Origin of the sequence: Alteromonas sp. M12 (genome assembly GCF_037478005.1) — a bacterium.
Lineage (GTDB): Bacteria > Pseudomonadota > Gammaproteobacteria > Enterobacterales > Alteromonadaceae > Aliiglaciecola > Aliiglaciecola lipolytica_A.
Genome location: NZ_CP144164.1, coordinates 70,630 through 94,502, shown reverse-complemented (window position 1 = coordinate 94,502; position 23,873 = coordinate 70,630). Strand labels below are relative to the sequence as shown.

The following is a 23,873-nucleotide window of genomic DNA, read 5'->3' as shown; positions in this document are numbered from 1 at the left end:
GGGCGAATCAGAATTTATATGACAGATACAGAGCAAACCAATAAAAAAGGAGAAATAATCTACTTTGATCCGTGTTTTTTGCCTAATTGTCAGTCTGATTACTTTTCACCAATATTTTGGCAGCAAAAAAATGCGATTATCGGCTCAGCAGTTGGTCGCGGTACAACACACTTTATTCAAACCGAACAACATGAATTGGTGCTCAGGCATTACCGTCGTGGTGGTTTGATTGGTAAATTGCTCAGCGATCAATATTTATATTTAGGCCTTGAGTCTACTCGCGCATTTCGAGAATATAATTTATTGGCAAAGATGAACGCTATGGGTTTGCCTGCCCCCACTCCGGTTGCCTATCGCATTATTAAAAAGTGCATCTATTATCAAGCCGATTTGCTCACTGTTAAAATTGCAAATGCCCAAGATATTCATCATGTTTTGCAAAATCGGGCGTTATCTGAACAAGAATGGAAAAACATCGGTGAAACCATTGCTCAATTCCACCAGCAACAGATTTATCATCACGACTTAAATATCCACAACATCATGCTCGATGATGCTGGTAAAATCTGGTTGATTGATTTCGATAAGTGCGCAGAAAAAGCCGGGGAGTCGTGGAAACAGAGTAATTTAGAACGACTTCTGAGATCGCTTAATAAAGAGACAAATAAAATCGATAATTACAACTTTCAACAAAGCGATTGGCTATTTTTGCAAGCCGGCTATAAAAATCACTAATTTCACAATCACTCGCTTACTTCTTCCTGTTATTTTTATTCACAAAATGCAATTCGTGTAATTTCGCTTCTTTTAAAAAGCCATACATTGCTGAAATATAGGCATGAACGAGCCCTCGACGACCGGAAAGAAACATTCGTTCAATAAAATAAGCTTTTACAAACATCAGAGGGAACACCAAAAACAATTTTAGCCAAGAAGGCTTTTTGCCTTTATTAAACTTTTCTTGGGCTTTCAAAGAAGAGTATTTATTCTGCTTTTCCATGAGCACTTCAGTGCTTTGATATCCATAATGTATGACCAAGCCTGACATATCTTGTTGTTTCGCGCTTTTACTTACCTTTACGTTTTCATGCACTAAGCGATCGGTTGGAAATTGGACTTTATGTTTGTTGTAGAGCCTAACGATAGAGCGTTTTTTCGAATTGGCGGACATTGGTAATTGCCAAAATATATCTTCAAAATACAATCGATAGGCATCCGCACTTTTTTCATCCACTACCGATTGAATCCGACTAACATATTCAGAGCTAAGAATCTCATCACCATCAACATTTAGTACCCAGTCGTTACGGCATAAAGACATTGCGTAGGACTTTTGTTTAGCAAACCCCAACCAATCTTGGTGATACACTTTGGCACCATATTGTTTAGCGATTTCAACCGTGTTGTCAGTACTGCCTGAATCGACAAGTATAATCTCATCAAAATTTCGAAGGTTCTCTAACACTTGGTTAAGGTACTTTTCTTCGTTGAGGGTAATAATAAAAACGCTAATGGGTGTATGAGACATGACGATTAATCTTCTTCGGTTGAGTCAGGTTGTTGATTGACTGCCCACAAAGCGGCGTATTTATGAAAAGCGTACTGCCCTAAAATTATCGCCATTAAAAATCCACGTTTTCCGTCCAAAAAACCCAATCGAAAAATATATTGCTGAATGAAGTCGACAAAGAATCGCAGTACAGCAAAGCTCAAAGACGATTTTTTATTTTTCTTAGCTTTATCACCGGCACCTAAAACCGCATATTTCAGGTGTTTTTCTTGAACATGATAATAATCTCGCCAACTATAATGAAGTAACGGCGATTTCAATATGCGGACTTTTTCTACCGGCATTTCTAAAGATTCATGTACACTTCGGTGTTTGAAATTAGCGCCTTCTTTGAGAAATAGCTTACCTTGCGGCGATGCATAACGACCGTGTTTGAGGGTTTTGCCGAATAAAAAGGTGTGCCAAGGAAATTTGATAAAAGTAGCATCTAGGTTAGGTTCGCTTAGCACATCATCAATTTCTTGTTTGAGCTCTTCGGTAATAACCTCATCAGCATCAATATTCAGCACCCAATCATGTTCACAATAGGTAAGAGCACGATTACGCTGTGCGCCAAATCCAGGCCAATCGGTCTGATAAACCTTGTCCGTGTATTTTTTGACCAGCTCTACTGTGTTATCTGTACTGCCAGAATCGAGCACTACCAGTTGGTCAACCCAACCCGCTAGGGGCTTTAAACTTGCTTCAATTCTGTCAGCTTCATTACATACGATCATGAAACAGGATATTTTGCGTCTAGTCATTGGCGGCTCTTATTCATTCGAATTTCTAATAGTTACAGGCTGTATTTAATTTCAGAAAAAACTGTAAAGTCGTTTTCAGAGTCCTGCTGATTCACCTTACTTGCATCAAGAACAGCGCCTAGCTTGACTTGCCAGTGTCCCCACACAGTTTGATAATATCCGCTTAGCTGAGTAATTTTTTCAGTAAGTCCGACTTGCTCTACATCAGCATCGTCAATTTTAATATAACGAATGGCGGCTTCGAACACATCACCATCGGTAAAGTGTTTTAGAATACCTAAGGATGTCATACGTGCATCGGTTTGACGATCTTCGCCCAGTTCTCGGGTGTAATAACGATACCCAGAGGAATAGGTGCCACTTTCATAATAGCAATGGGTTACGTCTACAATGGCGTCGTCGCAAGATACGTTGGTATCGCTATTTTCTAGGTAGACTTTTGCATCCCACAGGTAACTAGATATACCAACACTGCGAGCTTGGTTACTGACGTTAAATTCACTGGAGTCTCCTTCATCTACATATTGACCGTAGATACTGACTGGATGTTGTAGAACGCGAAATGTGTATTTAGCTTCAAGACCGGCTAAATGACTGCCGATATGAGTTTCCATAGATGGCTCACATTCATCAGCACCATCAGAACAACGTTTTTGAAAAGTAAGCACTCTGAAAAAGTCATTCATTCGGTCTGGTTGGCCATCACCACCCCATACAGCTAACCAAGAAAGGCCGACTTCTAGTCCTGGAATGGGACGGGAGGTAAAGCGGCTAGCCCATATTTTTGCATCGGGTACATCACGGCTATCTTCTAACTGTCCAACCTGCGCTGTGGCGTACCAAGGGCCCAAGAATGACAACCAGTTAGAATCAGACTTTGAGGTTCGAGAGCGAGATAATGCCAATGTGGGTATTGGACGTGCATTGTTGGATAATATTAAGCTATTGCCGTGAGATGGTCCCCACCACTGATCGATAGAGCCTAAACGAAGATTCCAATCACCAAGTTGGTATGCCAAATAACTTTGATCTAAATTCTGCTCGCCATTAGGCTCAAAATTGACTGATAGTTTCCCAGCCAATCTTCCTACTCGCGTTTCAGAATTAATATTGAGACGTCCCTTTTCCCCCTGCTGACCATCAAAACTGGCATAACGGGTGCGTTCAGTCGCACCGTATGCGGTCACCGACGAAAATGTATCTTTATGCTTTTGCAGCACTAAATAGTGTTTTAAGCGATTCGCTGCGATGGCTGCAGACGGATGCATAAAGGCAGTATCAAGCTGCGATAGCTGCTCCGAGATGCCTTTCCAAGGAATAGGGAAAGTCGTGGTAACGCTATCTAAATAACCAAATTCACTGAGTATTTGTACATCATAATGCAATTGCGGATCTGTGGTACCAACCCAAGGAGATGCGGAACTCTGTCCAGAAAAAATTAAAAACAATAAGCAAAACTGAATGCACTTAGGCACTAAAAACGCTCCATAATATAAGTAACCTTAACGCCAGTTAAGTACCAACAAAACTAATAAGTGAAAAATCACCGGTATATTCTGTTAGTTGATGAATACTCATCATAAACTCTGATGATGAGTTAGGGCTATTCACCCTTGGATTTATGCTTAGGTCTATTATAAGCTGTGTGCTTTAATTATTGAACTTCATTGAGTTGTTAATATGCACACAAAAGCCATTTATCCAGGCACATTCGATCCTATCACTAATGGCCACGCTGACCTAATTGAAAGAGCCGCGAGAATGTTCTCAACGGTGACAGTGGCTATTGCTGCGAATCCAAGTAAAGAACCTCTTTTTACCTTAGAAGAGCGAGTTGATTTAATAAAGCAAGTTACATCTCACTTGGAAAACGTGAATGTTGTCGGCTTCACTGGGCTTTTGGCAGATTTTGCGGATAGTTTAGATACATCGATTTTAATCCGTGGTTTGCGAGCAGTTTCAGATTTTGAATATGAATTCCAGTTAGCAAACATGAATAGACGGTTAAATCCAAAGTTAGAAAGTGTATTTTTAACACCCGCCGAAGAAAATTCATTTATCTCTTCAACATTAGTCAAAGAAGTGGCTAAACATCGCGGTAAAGTGGATGGCTTTTGTCATCCCGTTGTGCAAAAAGCCTTGACTGAAAAGTTCCACAAAGACGCTTAATAGATTGTAGGCGGGTGTTTTAACCCCGTGCAATTGTGCGACCTTCCATGGCCTAAAGGCCATGCTACATGAGAAATGTCTCTTGTAGGCGGGTGTTTTAACCCCGTGCAATTGTGCGACCTTCCATGGCCTAAAGGCCATGCTACATGAGAAATGTCTCTTGTAGGCGGGTGTTTTAACCCCGTGCAATCGTGCGATATTCCATGGCCTAAAGGCCATGCTACAGGAGAAATGTCTCTTGTAGGCGAGTGCTTTAACCCCGTGCAATCATTCGATATTCCATGGCCTAAAGGCCATGCTACATGAGAAATGTCTCTTGTAGGCGGGTGTTTTAACCCCGTGCAATCATTCGATATTCCATGGCCTAAAGGCCATGCTACGGGAGCAATGTCTCTTGTAGGCGGGTGTTTTAACCCCGTGCAATCATTCGATATTCCATGGCCTAAAGGCCATGCTACGGGAGCAATGTCTCTTGTAGGCGGGTGTTTTAACCCCGTGCAATCGTTCGATATTCCATGGCCTAAAGGCCATGCTACATGAGAAATGTCTCTTGTAGGCGGGTGTTTTAACCCCGTGCAATCGTTCGATATTCCATGGCCTAAAGGCCATGCTACACGAGAAATGTCTCTTGTAGGCGGGTGTTTTAACCCCGTGCAATCATTCGATATTCCATGGCCTAAAGGCCATGCTACGGGAGCAATGTCTGTTGTAGGTGGGTGTTTTAACCCCGTGCAATTGTGCGACCTTCCATGGCCTAAAGGCCTTGCTACAACTTAACGCTGGCAGGTGGGGCAATAGAAGGTATTACGTTGCCCGATAACCACTGATTTAAGTGGCGTTTCACAACTCACACATGGCTGTTTAGCGCGACCATAAACCCGTAATTCTTGGGCAAAGTACCCAGGACTACCGTCGGCTTGGGCGAAATCTTTCAAGGTAGTTCCACCTTGTTCAATGGCCTTGGACAAAACGTCTTTAATAATGGGGGTTAACGCTAAATAACGCTTTTTACTGACTTTCCCCGCCTGACGCCGCGGATCTATTCCAGCCAAAAATAATGATTCATTTGCATAAATATTTCCCACCCCAACAACAACTTTGTTATCCATGATAAAGCTCTTCACAGGCACCAGCTTTCCCCGTGACATATCAACAAGCCGCTGAGCGTCAAAGTCATCGGTGAGTGGCTCAGGTCCAAGATTACTAAATAATGCATGAGACTCTTGCTGCTTATCTAACCATAAACACGCGCCAAATCGACGGGCATCATTGAGACGTAAACACAATCCATCAGTTAATTGAATATCTACATGATCATGCTTTTGCAAGGGTGTATTAGTAGGAATAACCCGCAACCGCCCTGACATTCCTAAATGCAGAATTATGCTGCCTGCATGAGTATCAATTAACAGGTACTTAGCACGACGGCGAATATTTTCGATTACCAAGCCATGAGTTAAATGCACTTCATCGGGTATCGGCCAACGAAGTTGTTTATGACGAACAACGACTTGGCTAATGGTCTTGCCAATCATATGGGGAGAAATACCTAGGCGGCTCACTTCAACTTCGGGTAACTCAGGCATTAATAAGTCTCTAGTAGCAATGTTGTAATGGGTATATCGCGAATCTCAAATAACTGTTGTTGATGTAACACCAAGGTATTATCACCATCTTCGTAAAGCTGAAATACACGACCACTATTTTCTCCTGCCAACCAAGCAATGGCTATTTTTGGCATTTGTTGCGGAAGATCACCCTCGAAGGGTGTCATTTTTGCAGTTTCCCAATTTTTCGCTATCGCTAACATCTGCGCTTCGGTGATTTTTTCAGATGGCCTAGCTCGCCAACCTTGGCCAATTCGCTCCATGGTCACTATGGGCATTTGCAAAGTCATCAATTTAGAACCGCTTGGAAGCATGCTGGCTTGCAGCTCGCCATCATCCCCACCGGTGAGAATATTATTGGTGGAGTTGAATAAAAAAATCATTAACAACATGCTGATGATAATGACATTGTTCCAAGCTTTTCGTGATAAACGCATTTTTAACCTGAATTGAGGATAAGTAGAATCAATAAAGAATGAATTATAGCGATTATTCAAAAGTTATGAACAAATAGTTAAATAACGCAAAAAACCCGGCATAAACCGGGTTTTTCGGGAGACAAAAACAAGCAGGTTTACTTGATTTTGGCTTCCTTGAACATAACGTGTTGGCGAATTTTAGGATCAAACTTTTTGATCTCCATTTTGCCAGGCATGTTACGTTTATTTTTGTCAGTGGTGTAGTAGTAGCCAGTACCCGCTGAAGAAACTAATTTAATTTTATCACGCATGGTCGGGCTCCTTAAATTTTCTCGCCACGGGCACGAATATCAGTAAGAACTGAATCAATACCTTTTTTATCGATGATACGCATGCCTTTTGGCGTTAGGCGTAATTTAACGAAACGGTTTTCACTTTCAACCCAAAAACGGTGGGTTTGAAGATTTGGCAAAAAGCGACGACGGGTCGCATTTTTCGCGTGAGAGCGGTTGTTTCCTACCGCTGGGCGCTTACCAGTTACTTGACATACTCTGGACATCGTATTTGTCTCCAAAACAACTTTTAACAATTAGCTTCGCTATATTTAAGAAAAGCAATAAATCACACTAAACGCATAGCGGTAGTGACAAGAGGGCGCATTTTATACAGCATATAACCGTCACGATCAAGGCTTTTGTGTGAAAAAGATCTTATCTTTACTCAGTTGCAAGCCAGCTTACAACCCTAGTTACATGGGATATCCGGTGCTTTGCCACTCAATATGGTTTATCCCCGCCTATTGTAACTCGATAGCCAGAACGCGTTTCAGGGAAGTAATCCCAAACCGCAAAATGTTGGGTACATCGATTATCCCATAACGCAATTGAGTGAGGCTGCCAGCTAAAACGCACTTGGAAATTGGGATCTTTTGCCAGTTCAAATAACATTTTAAGAATGCCATCGCTTTCGGTTTTCGATAGACCCACAATTCGAGTAGTGTAAGAAGCGTTGACAAAAATGCCTTTTCTTCCGGTCACCGGATGGGTTCTTACAATTGGATGGCGGCTACATGGATAGGCCGTACCATAATCACCATAGATACTGTGATAGACAGGATTTGCGTCATGTTCGGCTTCGAGTCCACTTAAATAGTCTTGCATGGCTGGAGATAACGAATCGTATGCTGCGTACATCGATGAGAACAGCGTATCGCCACCAATTGATGGCAGAGTATGTAAATACAACATCGAGCCCATAGGAGGCTCTGGGTTGCAACTCAGGTCAGAGTGCCAATTATCGCCTGCCACATATTTGGACTCTTTATCTGCATGTATCGCCACAATATCTTTGTACCCTTCAATGCTTGGTGCACCTGGATGCACAATAAGATCACCAAAAACTTGCCCGACTTCTCGATGTTGGTCGTGACTCAATGGTTGGTCACGAAAGAAGATAACTTGATGATCCATCAATGCTTGATTTAAATCCGCACGCTGTTGTTCAGATAATGGTTGAGTTAAATCCACATTTCCGATAATCGCCCCAATATTTTTTGTCATTGGCGTGACAGTGATGCTGCTCATGTTATTACCTTTAGGTTGAATACGATTGTGCTTACATGCCGTATTGATAGGTTTTGTAATCTGCCACTTGGCTATTTCTAACTGCGCTCAACGCCTTAGCATATTCGGTTAACAAATTAATAGAATGCTGTAATCGAGTGCGAATATAAATGTCATCTTGGTTTTCAGGTGGATTTGTATCATTCATACAAAGCTTTACGTTGCGCACGATAATATGATCAGGTATCCAACAAATTCTATTATTTTTGTAACTGCTAATGCGCAATTCTGCCACCGGTAAATATCCTCCGACGGAAGCAGATATTGCGACTATCAAACCGGGTTTATTGGCCATTTCTGCGGCGCTACTGAATAAGAAAAAGTTTTTTAAACAACTAGGTACCATTCCATGCCAATCAGGAGTGAGAACAATAAATCCATCGCAACTTTGTAATTCTTTAGCAATGGGTTGCCAGGCGGTTTGTAAACTACCTTGTTTTTCATACCAAAAGCTATCATCGAAATTAGCCAGAGGCTGTTTACCTAAGTCTAATAAAAAAGTGTTCACATCTTGCGAGTTTAACGTTTGTTGAATATATAAACCCACTTTACTGGTTTGCGATTTGGCCCGTTGGCTACCGCAGATAATACCTATTTTCATATTTACGTCTTCATTAGCTATGTTTAAGTTAAATTTAAACAAGCCATGCCACAAGTTCTTGATTTTTTACGCCCGATAAATTGTGTTTGCCAAAAGAGTTGCGCTAATTTCGCATTGCATCAGTGCAGTTGCGCACAAGCCTGGTGCATTGGACCATCATCCCCCCGAAATAGAGCAAACCAAAAGACGTCTTTTTACAACTTGTTTGACGGATACGTCCAAGATACGCCGCTATGAAATTTTTATACTAGAGCCAGTTTGAGAAGTAATCAGTTTCTGTTTCAAAGAGGCTGTATCGATATTCTCTTCAACAAAAATACTAAACAAGTATAAAAATAGCATTGGGAAATAGCGCATGATGAAAAAAGTATTCGACGAAGAGTTTTTTGCCAGTTTGGCCAGCTCCACATTAGAAGTTGAGCAAGCGGAAACGTTACCTCCAGAATGTTATTCTGATCAAGCATTTTTTGAATTCGAAAAAGAAGCTTTATTTAACCACGAGTGGCTGTGTGTTGGGCGTGAATCGTTGATTCCCAAAGTCGGTGATTTTTTCACTGTCACTCACGTCAACGAACCTTTGATTATATGTAGAGATAGAACCCAAGAAATTCATGCTTTGTCGGCGGTGTGTCAACATAGAGCAATGTTAGTGGCTGAGGGCCACGGTAACGCACAGGCCTTCTTGTGTCCTTATCATCACTGGGGTTATCGTTTAGATGGCACTTTGTCAGGAGCTCCTGCAATGAATAAGACCTGTGACTTTAGTCGTGATGATATTGCATTGCCAAAACTAAAAGTTGAAGTCTGGTTAGGCTTTATTTTTGTTAATTTTGACCTAAATGCAGCGCCATTGGCATCAAGATTAACCGAAGTCACTAAATATCTAAAAAATTACGACTTGGAAAAAGCCGAAGGCCCCAGACCCATGACGCCAGAGAAATACAACTGGAACTGGAAAGTGATGATGGAAAACAATAATGACGGATATCATGCAACCAAACTTCACAAAGGTCCCCTGCACGACTTTATTCCTAGCGAAAAGTCAGTTTTTCCAGAAATGCCTGCAGGTGAAGCAGGTTATGTTAGATTAAATGGAACCAATCACCCTGACGCAGCTTTTAATCCACTGCAAAAAGCGATATTACCAATTTTTCCTAATTTAACTGACGAAGACCGCCACCAAGCGGTGTTTGCCAACTTGCCGCCAACTCTATCTTTGGTGATGACTAGCGACATGATTATTTACTTAATCTTGCATGCAGAATCCGCTGACAGTCATAGTATGACCATTGGCTACTTGGTTGCTCCTGGAGCAATGAAAGATCCTTTGTTTGAAGACAAAATAGATTTTAATATGAAAGCTGCCATGGAAATTACAGAGCAGGACTTGCATGTCGATAGATTAGTACAAGTTGGCTTAACCTCTAGATTCGCTCCCAGAGGCCGCTATTCTTGGCAAGAAAAGGCACAACAACTATTAAATGAATGGTTAGTAGAGCGTTATCAATCTTGTTGGGACAAGTCTAAACAGATCATTCCGATTAAACAGAGTGCTTAATTAATATCGTAATTTCTACAGTACGCAAAAATAAATTTCGTCATATGCCATGCAAATGGTATATGACTTTTTGGTAGGTAAAATCCATGCAAAATCAATCTGATAATCAATCAACGAACACCATGCCATCGATTTTTTTCGGTCATGGCAGTCCAGGTAACATTCTTGAAGACAATGAAGCAACAAGAATGTGGCAACGTCTAGGGCAAGAGTTCCCAGCCCCAAAAGGCATAATATGTATTTCAGCCCATTGGTACACTCAAGGTGTGGGCGTTACTTCGATGCTTAAACCTCGCACGATTCACGACTTTGGGGGCTTTCCACCAGCCATGTATGAAATGCAATATCCAGCCCCAGGATCACCGGAATTAGCGGAAAAGTTGGTCTCCATTTTATCTGAAGAAGGCGCAGCACTGGATGACAGTTGGGGGTTTGACCACGGCGCTTGGTGCGTCTTAGCTAAAGTCTACCCCAAAGCCAATATTCCCGTAGTGCAACTCTCGATTAATCGTCAACAAACACCAGAGTTTCATTTTAGAATAGGTCAAAAGCTTGCGCAACTTCGCCAGCAAGGATACTTGATAATGGGAAGTGGCAATATAGTACACAACTTACCAGCCATGGATTGGGGTGGTCGCAATAGAACCTATGCTTGGGCGAAACGTTTTGGTGATGCGATGCGTACTGCGATTGTCGAGAATACCCCCGAAAAAGTAGTGCAGTACACTGCCCTTGGTGCAGATGCCAATGAGTCAGTTCCGAGTCCAGATCACTTTTTGCCGATACTTTATGTATTGGGCGCACGCTTGCCTGACGATAAATTGCGCTTTGAAACTGCTTACGTTGAATACGGCTCATTAGATATGACGACGGTAGTATTTAGCTAAAAGGTTATTTCACACAACTAAGCTGGCGTAAACAGTCAAGTAATAAACCTCCTCAGCCCTTAATCTGGAAAAATACTATTTCCATTAAGACAAACTAAATAATTGAAAGGAGAGTTTATGTCACTGTTGAAAACTGACGATTTGTCAGAACAGGATCGTTGTCAAGCAAGCGCTATGCACACCTTAAAAGCCACAGTGGAAAACTGTCATTGGGGTTACTTTTCTGCAACCGAAGCGCCAGCATTAAAGGTGAAAAGTGGTGATATCATTCAGGCGGAAGCCATAACCCATCATGCTGGCGATGCGCCTGACTTGATGATGGATGATAGTCTCAAAGCCATATGGGACGGCATTCCAGAAGCAGACAGAAACCCTGGTGTCCACCTAATGACAGGACCAATATTTGTCGAAGGTGCTCAACCTGGTGATATCCTAGAGGTTCGTTATTTGTCGATGCGTCCGCGCTTTTCTTATGGTTCAAACTTAGCAGCTAACTGGGGACACTTATATGATGAATTCGAACAAAAAGAACGAGTCACCATTTACCGTTTAGACATGGCGAGTATGCAAGCTCATGGTCACTATGCTTATGACTTTAAGGGAAAATATTTAACGCCTGGAACGATAACTAAGTGTCCTGAATGTGAACGAGAAACGACTTTAAATGGCGTCCGAGTGCCTGTTCGCCCTCACTTAGGCACTGCTGGAGTGGCACCGGATGTCAGTGGCAGAGTGAGCACTATTCCACCTGGTAAACATGGTGGTAACATTGATAACTGGCGGATTGGTGCAGGTTCTACCATGTATTATCCGGTGCAGGTAGAAGGTGGATTATTTTCTATTGGCGACCCCCACGTATCACAAGGTGATGGTGAAATCAGTGGCACTGCAATTGAAGCCTCATTGGATGTCACCATGCAAATCATTGTGCGCAAAGACTTTGTATTCCCTTCCCCGCTGTTAGAAACACCAAATTATTTTGTGGTACATGGCTTTGACGAAGATCTCAATGTCGCTATGAAAAATGCCTCAATCGATATGCTTGAATTGCTTTCAGAACATCGAGGTTTGAGCCGCGACGACGCCTACTCTTTGATGAGTGTTGCCAGTGATTTCGGGGTAACTCAAGTGGTAGATAGTGTACAGGGTGTTCACGTTAAAATACCACGTAGTATCGTAGACACCGGTGAGCCTGATTCAGACTAAAGGCTGTTGAATCCTCACACTGAACGCATACTCTTTGAGCGTGCGTTTTTTATAATCATTCTCATTTCATGCTTTGCTTCACAACTCCCCTGCTGTGGTATGTAACTTGCTTTGCTACCTAACCTTAAAGAAAAAGTTTTCCTAGTAACACCAATCCGTTACGTAAAAATACAAATTGCTATCCGTGCAGTCACGAGAATTTGAAGAGAGAAAGTTATGCTTAGTCGAAGTTGGGAATATTCCACCGATGCCCATTCTAAAATTGAACGACTTCCTAGTTGGCAGGGGGCGTTAGAAAAACTCGGTTTATTTTGTGAATATAAGGGCAAGTTAGAGGATTTTTATGCTGTGATGCATAATTTAACCACGCCTAACGGGATTGAATTCACTCGAATTAGTTCGGCATCGCAGAATATTATTGCTAAAAAAGAAAATACCAATAATGGTGTTTGGGTTGCTTTCCCCCTCGAAGGGCGAATGACAATTAGAGAGGGGAATCGGTCTTTTGAGGTTTTACCTGGTGATATTGTATTTGGCGCTATGGGTTCCAAAACCTCACTAACCTTACATTCTGATTTCAGACAATTATTCGTGACCGTACCAAATATCGCATTCAATGCACGTTTAATCGCTCCTCTTCCTTCACACATGCTGCATTTACCGGGGCATTCAGGTCCTGCTCAAACATTAGCCGCGATGCTAGTTTCAGTGGCTAATAATTTGGAAAAAATGACTGAAGATCAGCTACGTCCACTAGAAATGGCTATTCCTGAATTTCTAATCGCAGCGCTATTTCCAGAAGCAGATACCCGCTCTCTCGGCGGTTCGGCTGGAGTAAAAGCCGCTTTATTACATCGAATTTGCCAAAGTATAGAAGTCCGACTATCCAATCCAGATTTGAACTTAAATGAAGTAGCCAGTGAACATAAAGTGTCTCCCCGATACTTGCAGAAATTATTTGAATCGGTAGATCAGAGCTTCAGCCGCTACATTCGAAATCGGCGTTTAGAGCGCTGTAAAGATGACTTCGATAGTCCAGTGCATGCGCAATTATCTATTTCTGAAATTTGTTTCCGCTGGGGATTTAACGATTCAGCTTATTTTAGTCGTTCTTTTCGTGATTACGTAAAAATGTCTCCCAGAGAATATCGTAAACGTTCTAAACAGAAGGCCGCGAAAGAGCATGAATTAAAGCAGAGCAGAGGCCGCCCCATAGGTGTGAGTACCACCGAAAACCGCGAAGACACCGGCAATAAGCCTCAAGTTGATGTGGCGGCAATGGCCAAACAGTCGCAAGCGCTTAAATTAGCCCAAGACAAAGCATCTTCGGTTCATCATTACATTCCAGTCAATAAAGATACTATTCACTGGGGCTTTTTCGACCGTGAACTGACTCCAGTGCTGTATATGAATTCCCATGAAAAGGTAACAATAGAGACCCTCACCCACCACGCCTACGACGACTATGAACGGATGATAAAAGATGATCCCGGTGCCGAGAGTGTTTTTAAATGGACATCTAAACAGAAAAATGTTGATCGCAGAGGTGCAGGTCCCATGGATGCCTCCATTTACGGTCGAGGCGCGGGGGAAGGATTTGGAGTCCACGTTTGTACTGGCCCCATATACATAAATGAAGCCATGCCTGGGGATGTAATCGAGCTACGAATATTAGATATTCATACTCGACACAATCACAGTGACCAGTTCAAAGGCCGCAGTTTTGGCTCTAACGCCGCTACTTTCTGGGGATTTCATTACAATGATTTGCTCACTGAACCTAAGCCTAGAGAAGTGGTTACTATCTACGAAATTGACGAATCAGACAAACCCAGCTGTGCGCACGCTGTGTATAATTATCGTTGGATACCGCAAACAGATCCATTTGGAGTTACCCATGAGCGCATAGATTATCCAGGTGTACCAGTTGACCATAGTAAGACCCAAAAAAACTTCGACATTTTACAAAATGTAGAAATACCTCTTAGGCCACATTTTGGTACTATTGGGTTAGCACCTAATCATGCTGACTTGGTCGATTCTGTTCCACCATCTAATCAAGGTGGCAATTTAGACAATTGGCGTTTAGGCAAAGGCTCCAGAGTATTTTTACCTGTGGCCGTTAAGGGAGGTATACTGTCAGTGGGTGATCCTCATGCGAGTCAAGGAGACTCTGAGCTATGCGGAACGGCGATAGAGTGCTCATTAACGGGAGAATTCCAGGTTATTTTGCACAAACAAGCCGACTTACCCGGACAATATTTTGATATGGACTTCCCGTTAATCGAAACTGACGATGAATGGGTTGTTTTAGGGTTCAGTCACCCTAATTATTTAAAAGAACTGGGCAGCAATGCCCAAAGTGAAATTTATAACCAATCAACAATCGACTTGGCTATGCGAGACGCGTTTAGAAAAGCGCGTCGATTTTTAATGAATTCGCAAAACCTAAGTGAAGATGAAGCTATTTCGTTATTGTCTGTTGCTGTGGACTTTGGCGTGACTCAGGTGGTTGATGGTAATTGGGGAGTGCATGCAGCTATCCCGAAAGGAATATTCACGAATTTGGCTGAAAACACAGATTAGGTTGATAAATTTACCAACGTTAAAAGGATAAAGCGTCGAGTTACACAAATAGTCAAGTACTTAGACGGATAACTACAAAAGTGATGACACGTAAGTTGTTAGTGTAATACCCAGCAGCAAAAACGAAAATAAAAACAGAAGGGTTCACACTATGTTCAAATTGAATAAGCTCTTTAAATCAGTTTCGTTAGCTGTAGTTGCGATGCATGGCGCTAGCACTGAGTTAATGGCACAAGAGTTAACAACACAAAATGAAGAAAATTTAGACTCTATCGAGGTGGTATCAGTAGTCGCAAAAAGAGATATTGCGGGCTTTCTTGAGAATCAACCCAGCGGCTTATTGTTCGGCTTCGAAAAGTCATTACTCGAAACGCCTCGTTCGGCAACATTCGTCAGTGATGAAACATTGAAGGCATTTGGGGTAACTACTGTAGATGATCTTACTGCTGTAGCTCCAGGTACATTTACCGCTTCTTTCTACGGTGTAGAGGGTGCTTTAAATGTGAGGGGAACATTGGCAGAGACCTATTTCCATGGCTTTAAACGCATTGAAAACCGCGGTACTTATCAAACTCCAATCGGCTCAACATCCAGAGTTGATATTCTTCGAGGTCCTCCTACGGCTAATTTTGGTCCAGGTAAAATTGGTGGCTTGCTTAACCTTGAACCGAAAACAGCCAGATTAAGTCAAAGTGGAGGCTACTTGCCAGAAACGGTTGGTGAAGTACAACTGACCCTAGGTTCATACGACAAAAAGAATTTAAGCTTCCAATTTGGTGTACCTGTTAATGTGGGTGACGCAGAAGGCGGCATTTATACCTATGTTGAAATAGAAGATTCAGGTAGTTATTACGACGGTATTGAGCCAGAGCATCAAATGCTGCAAGTAACTGCAGACTTTGAGTTAAGCAATAACTGGACATTAGTTGCTGGCCTAATGGCATATAATGCCGAAGGCTACGTGCAAACTCCTGGATGGAATCGTGTAACCCAAGAATTAATTGATAATGGGACTTATATTACCGGCCGTGATACGGATTTAGTGGATACCAATGGTAATGGTCAAATGGAATGGGCGGAACTATCTGCACAAGATCCTACCTACTTTGCCAAATTGACGTCTTATCCAGACTTTTATTTATATGCTGATGCGAACGTCGCAGCTTTAGATAGCAATGTAGGCACCACACAATTATCTCGTCACAATGTGTATACAAGTGACAGCGACTTTTCTGATACATCAACCTTTACTGGATTTGTCGATCTTATCAAGACCTATGACGATGACAGCCAACTAAAACTGCAACTATTTGCTGATTACTTAGATAATCAACGTTTTGTTAGTTATGGGTTCCCCGCAGATTATTTAGCCAAAACAGCGGAGCTTCGTGTTTCATATATCAGTGCCTTTGGCAGCAGTAGTGACGCAATTCAAGGTTCCTATAACGTAGGTGTAAGCAGCCGTTATTATGATGCGCGTAGAAAAGAATCCTATAATGGTGGTCAAATTGCCATCAACCGCAGAGATATTTCTGTAGGTGCGATGCCAAACGACATTATTGGCTCCCCATTTAACTCTGATTTTTTCTGGGACTTAGATACCCAATCAAAATGGAGCTATAACTCTGCGTTTGCGATGGTCGACTTAACCGCAATGGATATTTGGAATTTGTCATTAAGTGGTCGCTACGATTACTACGACGTCGAGTCTACTGAGAATGGCGATCCTACCTATTCTTACGCGACAGAAATCTACGCTGAAGATACAGACGGTGAGTTTACCTTCAGTGCGATGTTGTTATTAGACCTAGAGTCGGGTATTCGACCTTATATAAGCTACGCAGAATCTTCAGCCATCGAGTTTAGTCAAGCAGGTGACGTATCACCGGACTTGATTGCGAATGGCGAGTGGTTATCTGACGGCGAATTGCTCGAAGGCGGTGTTAAACTCGAATTATTCGAAGGCATTGTCACCGGCTCTATCTCTGGCTATCGACAAGAAAGAACCGAGTTGAGCACTGTCGGGGGAAGCACCGTTAGCCGCACTCGAAGTGAAGGTACTGAATTGGAACTGCGTATTCTAGCCAGTGAAAATTTAAGTTTTAGCATTACCAGTAACAAACAAAAAACCGAATACATTGACGGCTTTGCCGGTTATTACATTGTTAATCCGCGAGATATTGGCTTGAACGATATCGATAACTATGGCATCTCGGTGGCAGCATTGAGCTTTGCTAGCAGCATGTATGCAGCAACGGGTAGCGACTACTACTTAGGAGAGTTAGAAGATACGCGCATACCGGATGCAGTCACTAGTATCTATGCGACTTATGCCAGTGAAGCAGGAGTTTTTGACAGTATTGGTTCAACTTGGGGGGTAAGATACGTATCAGAATCCTCCGGCTTGGTAGAAAATTCTGTTAAGTATCCAAGCTATTTGACTGTGCAGGGTTCGTTCTTCGCTCACTATGGTGATTGGTCGTTGATGTTGAATATAGACAATGTATTTGACGAAACCTACTTTACATCACTACAGGATTTATACGGAGACGTGGCCGTATTGCCAGGCAAGGGACGTGAATGGCGAGCAACAGTCAATTACGCTTTTTAAATAGAAATATCTGTGTGCAGCTGAAAAATTGTTGTATTCACACTGCACACTTTGAGGATCATTATGGGTAAGTTAAGCGCTGACAAACAAGCATGGTTTGTTTTATGCACCTTCAGTTTAAGCTTTTTTGTCGTCACCGCCGCAACCTTTACTTCACTGGGCGTTATTCTACCAGCAATGGTCACTGAGTTAGGTTGGGATTGGACCACAGCAGGCCTAGGATTTACTTTTCTGGGTGTGGCTTGCGGGCTAAGTGGGTACTTACCTACAGTGACAATTAGAAGATGGGGTGTTGCCACTACGCTGATTATTGGTGTATTGCTATTGGCGGTTGGTTTTGTTGTTTTGTTTTTAACAACGGAACCTATAACTTACTTTTTAGGATGCATTCTCACTGGCACTGGATATACCTTTGTAGGTTCAGTACCAGGTACTTATATCATCACTCACTTTTTCAAAAGACGTTCAACGGCCTTCGGTTTTTATTATACCGTAGGCGGTCTAGGTGGCGTGGTTGGACCCATTGTTGTTTGGATGGCAACCAATGTGCTAGGAAACTGGCGGCTGCATTGGCTGGTTATGCTGGCAGCAATTGTAATCTCAGTAGGGCTAATGTTGCTATCGCTGTTATTCACGGACGCCAATCGATTAAGAACACCTCCTAAACAAGAAAAAGTGGATACCGAAAAACAACGGGTTTACGAAACCGAACAAACTTGGACATTTAAACAAGCGGTTCGCACCCCTCAATACATTTTACTACTCGTAGCGTATTCCACAGTGTTATTTGTGGGAATTACAGTCAACAGCTTCTCGGTAGCACATATGACTGAAGTGGGAATCACTTTCGCTTTAGCCAGTACTTTGTTGTCCGCAGAAGCTTTCTGTAATGCTATTTCCCGTGTCGTTGGCGGCTTTATCGGTGAGTTTTTTGATCCAAAAGTAATGCTTCAAGTTGCACTACTTCTATTGGCCGGCGGAATGTTTGCCTTAAGTTTTGGTCAAACATTAGTGACCTTAGGTTTCTTCGCCTTTGCCATAGGTTTTGGATTTGGTCTTACCTTCCTATCCTGCACAGTTTTACTTGTAAGATACTTTGGAACCGGACCTTATTTACCTCTATTTTCATTAATGAACATTGGTGCAACTATCGCATCTGCAGCACCAATAATAAGTGGTCGTATGCGCGATGTATCAGGTACCTTTGTACCGCCTTTCGTAATGATTGGTATATTGCCCATGCTGGTTTTAGTTGGCATTGCATTCATGCGTCCGCCAAGACTAAATCAGAAAAAAGTAACCGAAACGCCCCCATCTGACCCATCAATTAATAATATGCTTGCCGCTAAAGTAGCCAGCAAATAGTTGTTATTCAGGAGTTTATAATATGACGACCAACACTAAAGAATTTGGCGTGTTTTTACCGATCGCAAATGGCGGTTGGATTGTTTCAGAAAACACCCCCACTCTCGATGCTTCATATCAGCAAAATAAAACTGCCGCAGTGATTGCTGACAGTTACAAAATGGATTTCATTATGTCGATGGCAAAGTGGCGTGGTTATGGCGGTAAAACTGAGCATTGGGGAACGTCATTAGAATCAATCACCATGATGGCTGGGTTAGCGGAAGCGACTAATCACGCCAAAATTATTGCCACTGTGCATACTTTAATGATGAATCCTGGAGCGGTAGCCAAAATGATGAGCACCCTCGACCAGATTTCCGGTGGCCGTGCCGGTTTAAATATTGTTTCAGGTTCTTTCAGAGATGAGCTTAACCAAATGGGCGCGTGGCGTGATGATATCGACCATGACGAACGTTATGTTTATGCCCAAGAGTGGAGTGACTTAGTTCATAAACTCTGGCAAGAAGATCATGTGGATTACGATGGTAAATACTTCAAGTTTGAAGATTGTGTGTCACAGCCTAAACCCCAAAACAAACCATTCACGGTTTGTGCAGGCCAATCAGAACGCGGTTTGCGCTTTTCAGTAAAAAATACTGATGCATGTTTCGTGGGCGGAAAGGACGATGAAGAAACCTTAAAAATTACTCGTATGGCACGCAAGATTGCCGATGAGCTTGATACGCCAGTGAAATGTTTTTGTATGGCAACGCTTATCATTGAGGACACTGAAGAAGAAGCTCAAGCCAAAGCTGACTATTATCGCGAGGGTAAAGATCTAGGCGCAATTGAAGGCATGATGCGTTCTTACGGAATTGACCCAGCTTTAAAAGATAACGCCATGGTAATTCGTGCTCAAGGTGCATTTATGAGTCGCGAGATCGTAGGCACTGTAGAGTCAGTGAAAAAGCAGCTTATCGAAATGATTGATAACACTGAAATGGACGGTGTCATGGTGATTTTTGATGATTACGAAAAAGGGCTGCACAAATTTGGCAAAGATATTTTACCCGCGGTAAGAGCCCATTATGGCTGATTCTGATTTAACAGAGCTTCAGCCTGATTGGATAGCACCTGCTCGAACCGCGTTGTGCATCGTCGATGTGCAAAACGACTTCGCCAGTCCAGACGGCCTTTTAGGCCAGTTTGGACTGGACATGAGTTTGCTGCAACCCGCTATTGAAAATATCCAAAAGCTAGTTGCCAGTGCTCGTTCAAAGGGTATCGCGGTTATCTTTGTTGGCTTAAAAACCACTGAACAAGATGACTCTCCTGCTTGGCAAGAATGGATGACCAGACAAGGCAGAGATGCTAAAGCAGAAAGCGCAATCTGCCGTGCAGATACCTCAGGTATGGATTTTTATGGTATTCAGCCTCAAGACGGTGATGTGGTAATTTATAAAACACGTTATAGCGCTTTTTTTAATACCCAACTGGATGAGGTGTTAACACAAAAGCAGTTAGATACGTTGGTGTTTTGTGGCGTTACGACTGAATGTTGTGTTGAGTCTAGCGTTCGAGATGCTTTTCACCATGATTACCATGCAATTGTTGTGACTGATGGTTGCGGCGCATACGAACCAGAGTTGCACGACGCTAGCCTGCGAGCGATGGCGATAAACTTCGCTTTACTAAGCGATACCCAATCTATTCTTAAACGTTGGGAGGCAGCATGACCAGCCCACTGTACCCATCTGATACACAAGTAAATTACTCTGTTACAGATGAAGATGTTGCAGCAATTAAAGCCGCCATCGACATCCAAGAAATAACTGAACTGGCGCTAACCCTTGGTAATATTCCTAGCCAATCTGGCTATGAAGCAGAATCGGGTAAATTTGTGTTTGACTGGTTACAAACAAATGGTTTCAAAGCCCGTCAATGTGGCGCGACACCAGAGCGCCAAAACATCATCGGTGAATATGGCGGTAAAGGTGTTGGTAAAAATTTGTTGTTTACCGCCCATCTTGATACCGAAAGCCCCAGCGATGACCCGCATATAAATCAACATAAATTTTCACAAAAAACCTTAGATAATCCCGAATGGAACAAGTGTTGGTTGGAAGATGGTAAATTTCACGGCTTTCCTATTAGTAATGATCGCGGCCCTATGAGTTGTTTTTTAATTGCCGCTAAAGCATTAAAACAAGCCGGTTTCGAATTAGCGGGTAAGTTATATTTAACGGCTTGCCCGGGAGAAATTGGTCCTGAGCCAATGGAACAATGGCAGGGCGTGGACTATATGGGCAAAGATATAGGTGCACACTACCTATTTCATCATGGAGGCGTAATAGCAGATTATGCCATCGCTGCTGAAGGTTGTGACTGGGGCGTTACATGGCAAGGAAATGGTTATGCGTTGTATCGTATTCAGTTGTTCGGCGAGGGGGTATTTACACCAATATTGGAAGCTCCTGTAGAAACGAACAAACATCCAAATCCGATATACAAATTAGGCGCTGTGATTGATGCCTTACATGGCTGGTCACAACAATATGAAGCTGAAAATAAATATGTGACTACAGGTGGAGTGTCTGTCCCTAAAGTACAAATTGATTCTATTAAAGCCGGTTCGCCATTGACCTTTGGTGCCGGTACAGATGTTTGCTCAGTGTATATCGAAGTGGGCCTTACTGCGCAACAAACAGCGGCGCAACCATACCACCAACTAAAGCAACTAATGGCATCTTTAGATGTTGATGATTACGACATAGAACCAATGGTTGTTAGAAATGGTTTCGAGGCAGATGCGCAAGCCGTAGCGCCATTAGTCAAGTCGCTGTGCGACGCCACTAAGGCAACCAAAAATGAACCAATTGAACTTGCCCATCCCGCTTATTCAAGCATGTGGCGTGACCACAATGTATTTAATATGCAGCGGATTCCGGCCGTAACTTCCGGTATGCCCAGATGGCGCGCCACTCCACAAGATTTAGTAGACAGTGCATTAATTTATGCATTAACTGCTTTGTCGGTGTGTGGCAAACGTGAATCTTAAAATGAGTGAGCCAAATTATGAATAAGTCATTAGCTAAAACGTCAGAAGAATTAACCATAGAGCATTTAAAGGGCGACTTTGGTGCGCAAATAGTCGATGTAGACTTACAATCAGCAGACCAAGAAACCTTGACCAAAGTAGTCGCGGCGTTTCATCAACATGGCGCAATTTTATTACGCAATCAAACAATGGAACCAGATGACTTAATGCGGTTCATCAACGCATTTGGTAAACCAGAATTACATACCCAAACCAAATTTTGTTTACCTAACTATCCGCATATTTTTAAAATTTCTAATATGCTTGATGAAAACGGTGAACCCATTGGCGCACATAACGACGGTTTAGGCTGGCACACTGATTATTCTTACAAAGAAGAACCGGTAATGTGCACTATGCTCTACGCGGTTACCGTTCCTGATGAAGGGGGCGACACCCTGTTAGCTGACCAAGTGGCTGCCTATGAAGATTTACCAGAAGAGCAAAAAGCACGATTAGATCCGTTAAAAATTCATCATTCATTGGTGCATTTTATTCAAAATCGTGAATTCAATAGCTATGAAATTACCGATGAATTGCGTCGCGAAAACCCTGATGTCATTCATCCAATGATCCGCGTCCACCCCGCCGATGGCCGTAAGGCATTGTGGGTTAGTACAGGTACGGTAAAGCATATTCTAGGCATGGAAGATGACGAAGCCATGGCTTTGGTCGATGAGCTAGTTGAATACATTACCCAACCTAAGTATGTGTATGCCCACAAGTGGCAGAAAGGCGACGTGTTAATGTGGGACAACCGCTGCACATTGCATACAGGCACCGTTTACGATGATAAAAAATATCAACGTATGGCACATCGATTATGGGTCAAAGGTGAAAAACCGATTTCAGTAGGTGACCTGTAGACTGGTATTTATGCCAGTGCAAATTAAACGGATTTCAGGGACTAGAGCCCCAGCTACACAATACCTGTAGACTGGCATTTATGCCAGTGGAAATTAAATGGATTTCAGGGACTAGAGCCCCTGCTACACAACACCTGTAGACTGATATTTATGCCAGTGGAAATTAAATGGATTTCAGGGGCTAAAGCCCCTGCTACACAACACCTGTAGTCTGGTATTTATGCCAGTGGAAATTAAATGGATTTCAGGGGCTAGAGCCCCTGCTACACAACATCTGTAGTCTGGTATTTATGCCAGTGGAGATTAAATGGATTTCAGGGGCTAGAACCCCTGCTACACAACACCTGTAGACTGGCATTTATGTCAGTGGAAATTAAATGGATTTCAGGGACTAGAGCCCCTGCGACACAACACCTGTAGACTGGTATTTATGCCAGTGGAACTTAAACGGATTTCAGGGGCTAAAGCCCCCTATCACAGTTATTCTTGGGTAAAATGAGCAGGTATCTGAGGTGCATCACCACCTTTTACCCACAATATAATTTCATTACCCCAAGGATCTTGAAAGGCTGCGTTAATACCATTAAATTCAGCCCAAAAATGATCCTTCCATAAAATACTTGCACCTCGAGACTCTGCACGGGCTAAAATATCGTCAATATTGTCATCATCACTGACTAAAATCCAAACCCTAGGCTTACGCCCTTCGGTGGATATAGAGCGGGGCTCAACGCCATCAGGACTGGGATGAGGACGGGCATTTTCAGCTTTATGTATGCCAAGGTGAAAGTTTCCAATCGTGGTTTCATTGCCTTCACTGTCGTGCATAACACCACCGGGAACCATGCGATGATAAACCCCCATTGGACGAGGGTCATTTTCCCAACCAAACACCTCGGCGTAAAACTCACCAGCAGCAGCGGGATCATCAGCGCTGAGATCAACAAAAATAAGGGTATTGGGGTAAGTCATTATACTATCCTG

At 42.7% G+C, this 23,873-nt stretch carries 24 protein-coding genes; 14 read left to right on the top strand and 10 right to left on the bottom strand.

What is annotated here, in order from left to right; genetic code table 11:
• The first annotated feature begins 18 nt into the window (after positions 1-18).
• On the top strand, positions 19-735 hold the full coding sequence (locus tag VUI23_RS00415) for a 3-deoxy-D-manno-octulosonic acid kinase (RefSeq protein WP_342806163.1): 717 nt from the start codon (positions 19-21) through the stop codon (positions 733-735).
• Between the two features lie 16 nt (positions 736-751).
• On the opposite strand, the gene VUI23_RS00410 is transcribed toward VUI23_RS00415, so the two are convergent.
• From VUI23_RS00410 to VUI23_RS00400, 3 genes are read right to left on the bottom strand one after another with little or no spacing between them, the layout of a single operon-like run.
• The gene (locus VUI23_RS00410; RefSeq protein WP_216049361.1) at positions 752-1,528 is read right to left on the bottom strand and encodes a glycosyltransferase family 2 protein; all 777 of its coding nucleotides are present in this window, start codon (positions 1,526-1,528) and stop codon (positions 752-754) included.
• Between the two features lie 5 nt (positions 1,529-1,533).
• Positions 1,534-2,313, bottom strand: coding sequence for a glycosyltransferase family 2 protein (locus VUI23_RS00405; RefSeq protein ID WP_252729304.1), 780 nt, complete (start codon positions 2,311-2,313; stop codon positions 1,534-1,536).
• Positions 2,314-2,345: 32 nt separating this feature from the next.
• A complete protein-coding gene (locus VUI23_RS00400; protein ID WP_342806161.1) occupies positions 2,346-3,788 on the bottom strand; it encodes a capsule assembly Wzi family protein in 1,443 nt (480 codons plus the stop codon).
• A 205-nt stretch (positions 3,789-3,993) separates the two neighbouring features.
• On the opposite strand from VUI23_RS00400, the gene coaD reads away from it, so the two are divergent.
• The 3 genes from coaD to VUI23_RS00385 all read left to right on the top strand — a co-directional run bounded on the left by coaD (position 3,994) and on the right by VUI23_RS00385 (position 5,259).
• Positions 3,994-4,482, top strand: a complete 489-nt coding sequence (coaD, locus tag VUI23_RS00395) for a pantetheine-phosphate adenylyltransferase (RefSeq protein WP_216049363.1) — start codon at positions 3,994-3,996, stop codon at positions 4,480-4,482.
• A gap of 339 nt (positions 4,483-4,821) precedes the next feature.
• Positions 4,822-5,022 carry a hypothetical protein gene (locus tag VUI23_RS00390; protein WP_342806159.1) on the top strand — a complete coding sequence of 67 codons (201 nt, stop codon included), beginning with the start codon at positions 4,822-4,824 and terminating at the stop codon, positions 5,020-5,022.
• 33 nt (positions 5,023-5,055) lie between these two features.
• On the top strand, positions 5,056-5,259 hold the full coding sequence (locus VUI23_RS00385; RefSeq protein WP_342806157.1) for a hypothetical protein: 204 nt from the start codon (positions 5,056-5,058) through the stop codon (positions 5,257-5,259).
• Here the strand turns inward: VUI23_RS00385 and mutM are convergent.
• From mutM to VUI23_RS00355, 6 genes are all read right to left on the bottom strand, one after another.
• Positions 5,256-6,068, bottom strand: coding sequence for a bifunctional DNA-formamidopyrimidine glycosylase/DNA-(apurinic or apyrimidinic site) lyase (mutM, locus tag VUI23_RS00380; protein ID WP_342806155.1), 813 nt, complete (start codon positions 6,066-6,068; stop codon positions 5,256-5,258). The genes VUI23_RS00385 and mutM overlap by 4 nt on opposite strands.
• Positions 6,068-6,526 carry a hypothetical protein gene (locus tag VUI23_RS00375; RefSeq protein WP_216049365.1) on the bottom strand — a complete coding sequence of 153 codons (459 nt, stop codon included), beginning with the start codon at positions 6,524-6,526 and terminating at the stop codon, positions 6,068-6,070. Before VUI23_RS00375 ends, mutM begins: the two co-directional genes overlap by 1 nt.
• A 137-nt stretch (positions 6,527-6,663) precedes the next feature.
• Positions 6,664-6,819 (bottom strand): 50S ribosomal protein L33, encoded by a 156-nt coding sequence (rpmG, locus tag VUI23_RS00370; RefSeq protein WP_216049366.1) that lies wholly within the window; start codon positions 6,817-6,819, stop codon positions 6,664-6,666.
• Between the two features lie 11 nt (positions 6,820-6,830).
• On the bottom strand, positions 6,831-7,067 hold the full coding sequence (rpmB, locus tag VUI23_RS00365) for a 50S ribosomal protein L28 (RefSeq protein ID WP_008845260.1): 237 nt from the start codon (positions 7,065-7,067) through the stop codon (positions 6,831-6,833).
• 217 nt (positions 7,068-7,284) lie between these two features.
• Entirely contained in the window at positions 7,285-8,091 is an 807-nt protein-coding gene (locus tag VUI23_RS00360) for a TauD/TfdA family dioxygenase (protein ID WP_216049367.1), read from the bottom strand.
• A gap of 31 nt (positions 8,092-8,122) precedes the next feature.
• On the bottom strand, positions 8,123-8,731 hold the full coding sequence (locus VUI23_RS00355; protein WP_342806153.1) for an NAD(P)H-dependent oxidoreductase: 609 nt from the start codon (positions 8,729-8,731) through the stop codon (positions 8,123-8,125).
• Positions 8,732-9,086: 355 nt separating this feature from the next.
• Here VUI23_RS00355 and VUI23_RS00350 point away from each other — a divergent pair, with 355 nt between their 5' ends.
• The 10 genes from VUI23_RS00350 (at position 9,087) to VUI23_RS00305 (ending at position 22,889) form a co-directional block, all read left to right on the top strand.
• Positions 9,087-10,289: an SRPBCC family protein gene (locus tag VUI23_RS00350; protein ID WP_216049369.1), complete on the top strand. Its 1,203-nt coding sequence runs from the start codon at positions 9,087-9,089 to the stop codon at positions 10,287-10,289.
• Between the two features lie 86 nt (positions 10,290-10,375).
• Positions 10,376-11,176, top strand: coding sequence for a 4,5-DOPA dioxygenase extradiol (gene ygiD / locus VUI23_RS00345; protein ID WP_216049370.1), 801 nt, complete (start codon positions 10,376-10,378; stop codon positions 11,174-11,176).
• Between the two features lie 117 nt (positions 11,177-11,293).
• Positions 11,294-12,382: an acetamidase/formamidase family protein gene (locus VUI23_RS00340; RefSeq protein WP_216049371.1), complete on the top strand. Its 1,089-nt coding sequence runs from the start codon at positions 11,294-11,296 to the stop codon at positions 12,380-12,382.
• Between the two features lie 216 nt (positions 12,383-12,598).
• Positions 12,599-14,968 (top strand): acetamidase/formamidase family protein, encoded by a 2,370-nt coding sequence (locus VUI23_RS00335; protein ID WP_216049372.1) that lies wholly within the window; start codon positions 12,599-12,601, stop codon positions 14,966-14,968.
• A 151-nt stretch (positions 14,969-15,119) separates the two neighbouring features.
• Positions 15,120-17,579 (top strand): TonB-dependent receptor plug domain-containing protein, encoded by a 2,460-nt coding sequence (locus VUI23_RS00330; RefSeq protein WP_342806151.1) that lies wholly within the window; start codon positions 15,120-15,122, stop codon positions 17,577-17,579.
• Between the two features lie 63 nt (positions 17,580-17,642).
• Positions 17,643-18,944, top strand: coding sequence for an MFS transporter (locus tag VUI23_RS00325; RefSeq protein WP_342806149.1), 1,302 nt, complete (start codon positions 17,643-17,645; stop codon positions 18,942-18,944).
• A gap of 22 nt (positions 18,945-18,966) precedes the next feature.
• Positions 18,967-20,022, top strand: a complete 1,056-nt coding sequence (locus tag VUI23_RS00320; RefSeq protein ID WP_216049375.1) for an LLM class flavin-dependent oxidoreductase — start codon at positions 18,967-18,969, stop codon at positions 20,020-20,022.
• Positions 20,015-20,662: a cysteine hydrolase gene (locus tag VUI23_RS00315; protein ID WP_342806146.1), complete on the top strand. Its 648-nt coding sequence runs from the start codon at positions 20,015-20,017 to the stop codon at positions 20,660-20,662. The genes VUI23_RS00320 and VUI23_RS00315 overlap by 8 nt, the downstream gene beginning before the upstream one ends.
• On the top strand, positions 20,659-21,984 hold the full coding sequence (locus VUI23_RS00310) for a hypothetical protein (protein WP_342806144.1): 1,326 nt from the start codon (positions 20,659-20,661) through the stop codon (positions 21,982-21,984). The genes VUI23_RS00315 and VUI23_RS00310 overlap by 4 nt, the downstream gene beginning before the upstream one ends.
• Positions 21,985-22,001: 17 nt before the next feature.
• Positions 22,002-22,889, top strand: coding sequence for a TauD/TfdA family dioxygenase (locus VUI23_RS00305; RefSeq protein ID WP_342806142.1), 888 nt, complete (start codon positions 22,002-22,004; stop codon positions 22,887-22,889).
• A gap of 480 nt (positions 22,890-23,369) precedes the next feature.
• Here the strand turns inward: VUI23_RS00305 and VUI23_RS00300 are convergent, their stop codons facing one another.
• A complete protein-coding gene (locus VUI23_RS00300; protein WP_216049379.1) occupies positions 23,370-23,861 on the bottom strand; it encodes a VOC family protein in 492 nt (163 codons plus the stop codon).
• Positions 23,862-23,873 lie beyond the last annotated feature (12 nt).

Excerpts from the sequence above, each read along its gene's own strand:
- VUI23_RS00340 (WP_216049371.1), top strand. The coding sequence starts at position 11,294 with ATGTCACTGTTGAAAACTGACGATTTGTCAGAACAGGATCGTTGTCAA.
- VUI23_RS00360 (WP_216049367.1), bottom strand. The coding sequence starts at position 8,091 with ATGAGCAGCATCACTGTCACGCCAATGACAAAAAATATTGGGGCGATT.
- VUI23_RS00405 (WP_252729304.1), bottom strand. The coding sequence starts at position 2,313 with ATGACTAGACGCAAAATATCCTGTTTCATGATCGTATGTAATGAAGCT.
- ygiD (WP_216049370.1), top strand. The coding sequence starts at position 10,376 with ATGCAAAATCAATCTGATAATCAATCAACGAACACCATGCCATCGATT.
- VUI23_RS00410 (WP_216049361.1), bottom strand. The coding sequence starts at position 1,528 with ATGTCTCATACACCCATTAGCGTTTTTATTATTACCCTCAACGAAGAA.
- mutM (WP_342806155.1), bottom strand. The coding sequence starts at position 6,068 with ATGCCTGAGTTACCCGAAGTTGAAGTGAGCCGCCTAGGTATTTCTCCC.
- VUI23_RS00315 (WP_342806146.1), top strand. The coding sequence starts at position 20,015 with ATGGCTGATTCTGATTTAACAGAGCTTCAGCCTGATTGGATAGCACCT.
- rpmB (WP_008845260.1), bottom strand. The coding sequence starts at position 7,067 with ATGTCCAGAGTATGTCAAGTAACTGGTAAGCGCCCAGCGGTAGGAAAC.
- VUI23_RS00330 (WP_342806151.1), top strand. The coding sequence starts at position 15,120 with ATGTTCAAATTGAATAAGCTCTTTAAATCAGTTTCGTTAGCTGTAGTT.
- VUI23_RS00320 (WP_216049375.1), top strand. The coding sequence starts at position 18,967 with ATGACGACCAACACTAAAGAATTTGGCGTGTTTTTACCGATCGCAAAT.
- VUI23_RS00355 (WP_342806153.1), bottom strand. The coding sequence starts at position 8,731 with ATGAAAATAGGTATTATCTGCGGTAGCCAACGGGCCAAATCGCAAACC.
- VUI23_RS00350 (WP_216049369.1), top strand. The coding sequence starts at position 9,087 with ATGATGAAAAAAGTATTCGACGAAGAGTTTTTTGCCAGTTTGGCCAGC.
- VUI23_RS00305 (WP_342806142.1), top strand. The coding sequence starts at position 22,002 with ATGAATAAGTCATTAGCTAAAACGTCAGAAGAATTAACCATAGAGCAT.
- VUI23_RS00325 (WP_342806149.1), top strand. The coding sequence starts at position 17,643 with ATGGGTAAGTTAAGCGCTGACAAACAAGCATGGTTTGTTTTATGCACC.
- VUI23_RS00375 (WP_216049365.1), bottom strand. The coding sequence starts at position 6,526 with ATGCGTTTATCACGAAAAGCTTGGAACAATGTCATTATCATCAGCATG.
- rpmG (WP_216049366.1), bottom strand. The coding sequence starts at position 6,819 with ATGCGTGATAAAATTAAATTAGTTTCTTCAGCGGGTACTGGCTACTAC.
- VUI23_RS00310 (WP_342806144.1), top strand. The coding sequence starts at position 20,659 with ATGACCAGCCCACTGTACCCATCTGATACACAAGTAAATTACTCTGTT.
- VUI23_RS00335 (WP_216049372.1), top strand. The coding sequence starts at position 12,599 with ATGCTTAGTCGAAGTTGGGAATATTCCACCGATGCCCATTCTAAAATT.
- VUI23_RS00300 (WP_216049379.1), bottom strand. The coding sequence starts at position 23,861 with ATGACTTACCCCAATACCCTTATTTTTGTTGATCTCAGCGCTGATGAT.
- VUI23_RS00415 (WP_342806163.1), top strand. The coding sequence starts at position 19 with ATGACAGATACAGAGCAAACCAATAAAAAAGGAGAAATAATCTACTTT.
- coaD (WP_216049363.1), top strand. The coding sequence starts at position 3,994 with ATGCACACAAAAGCCATTTATCCAGGCACATTCGATCCTATCACTAAT.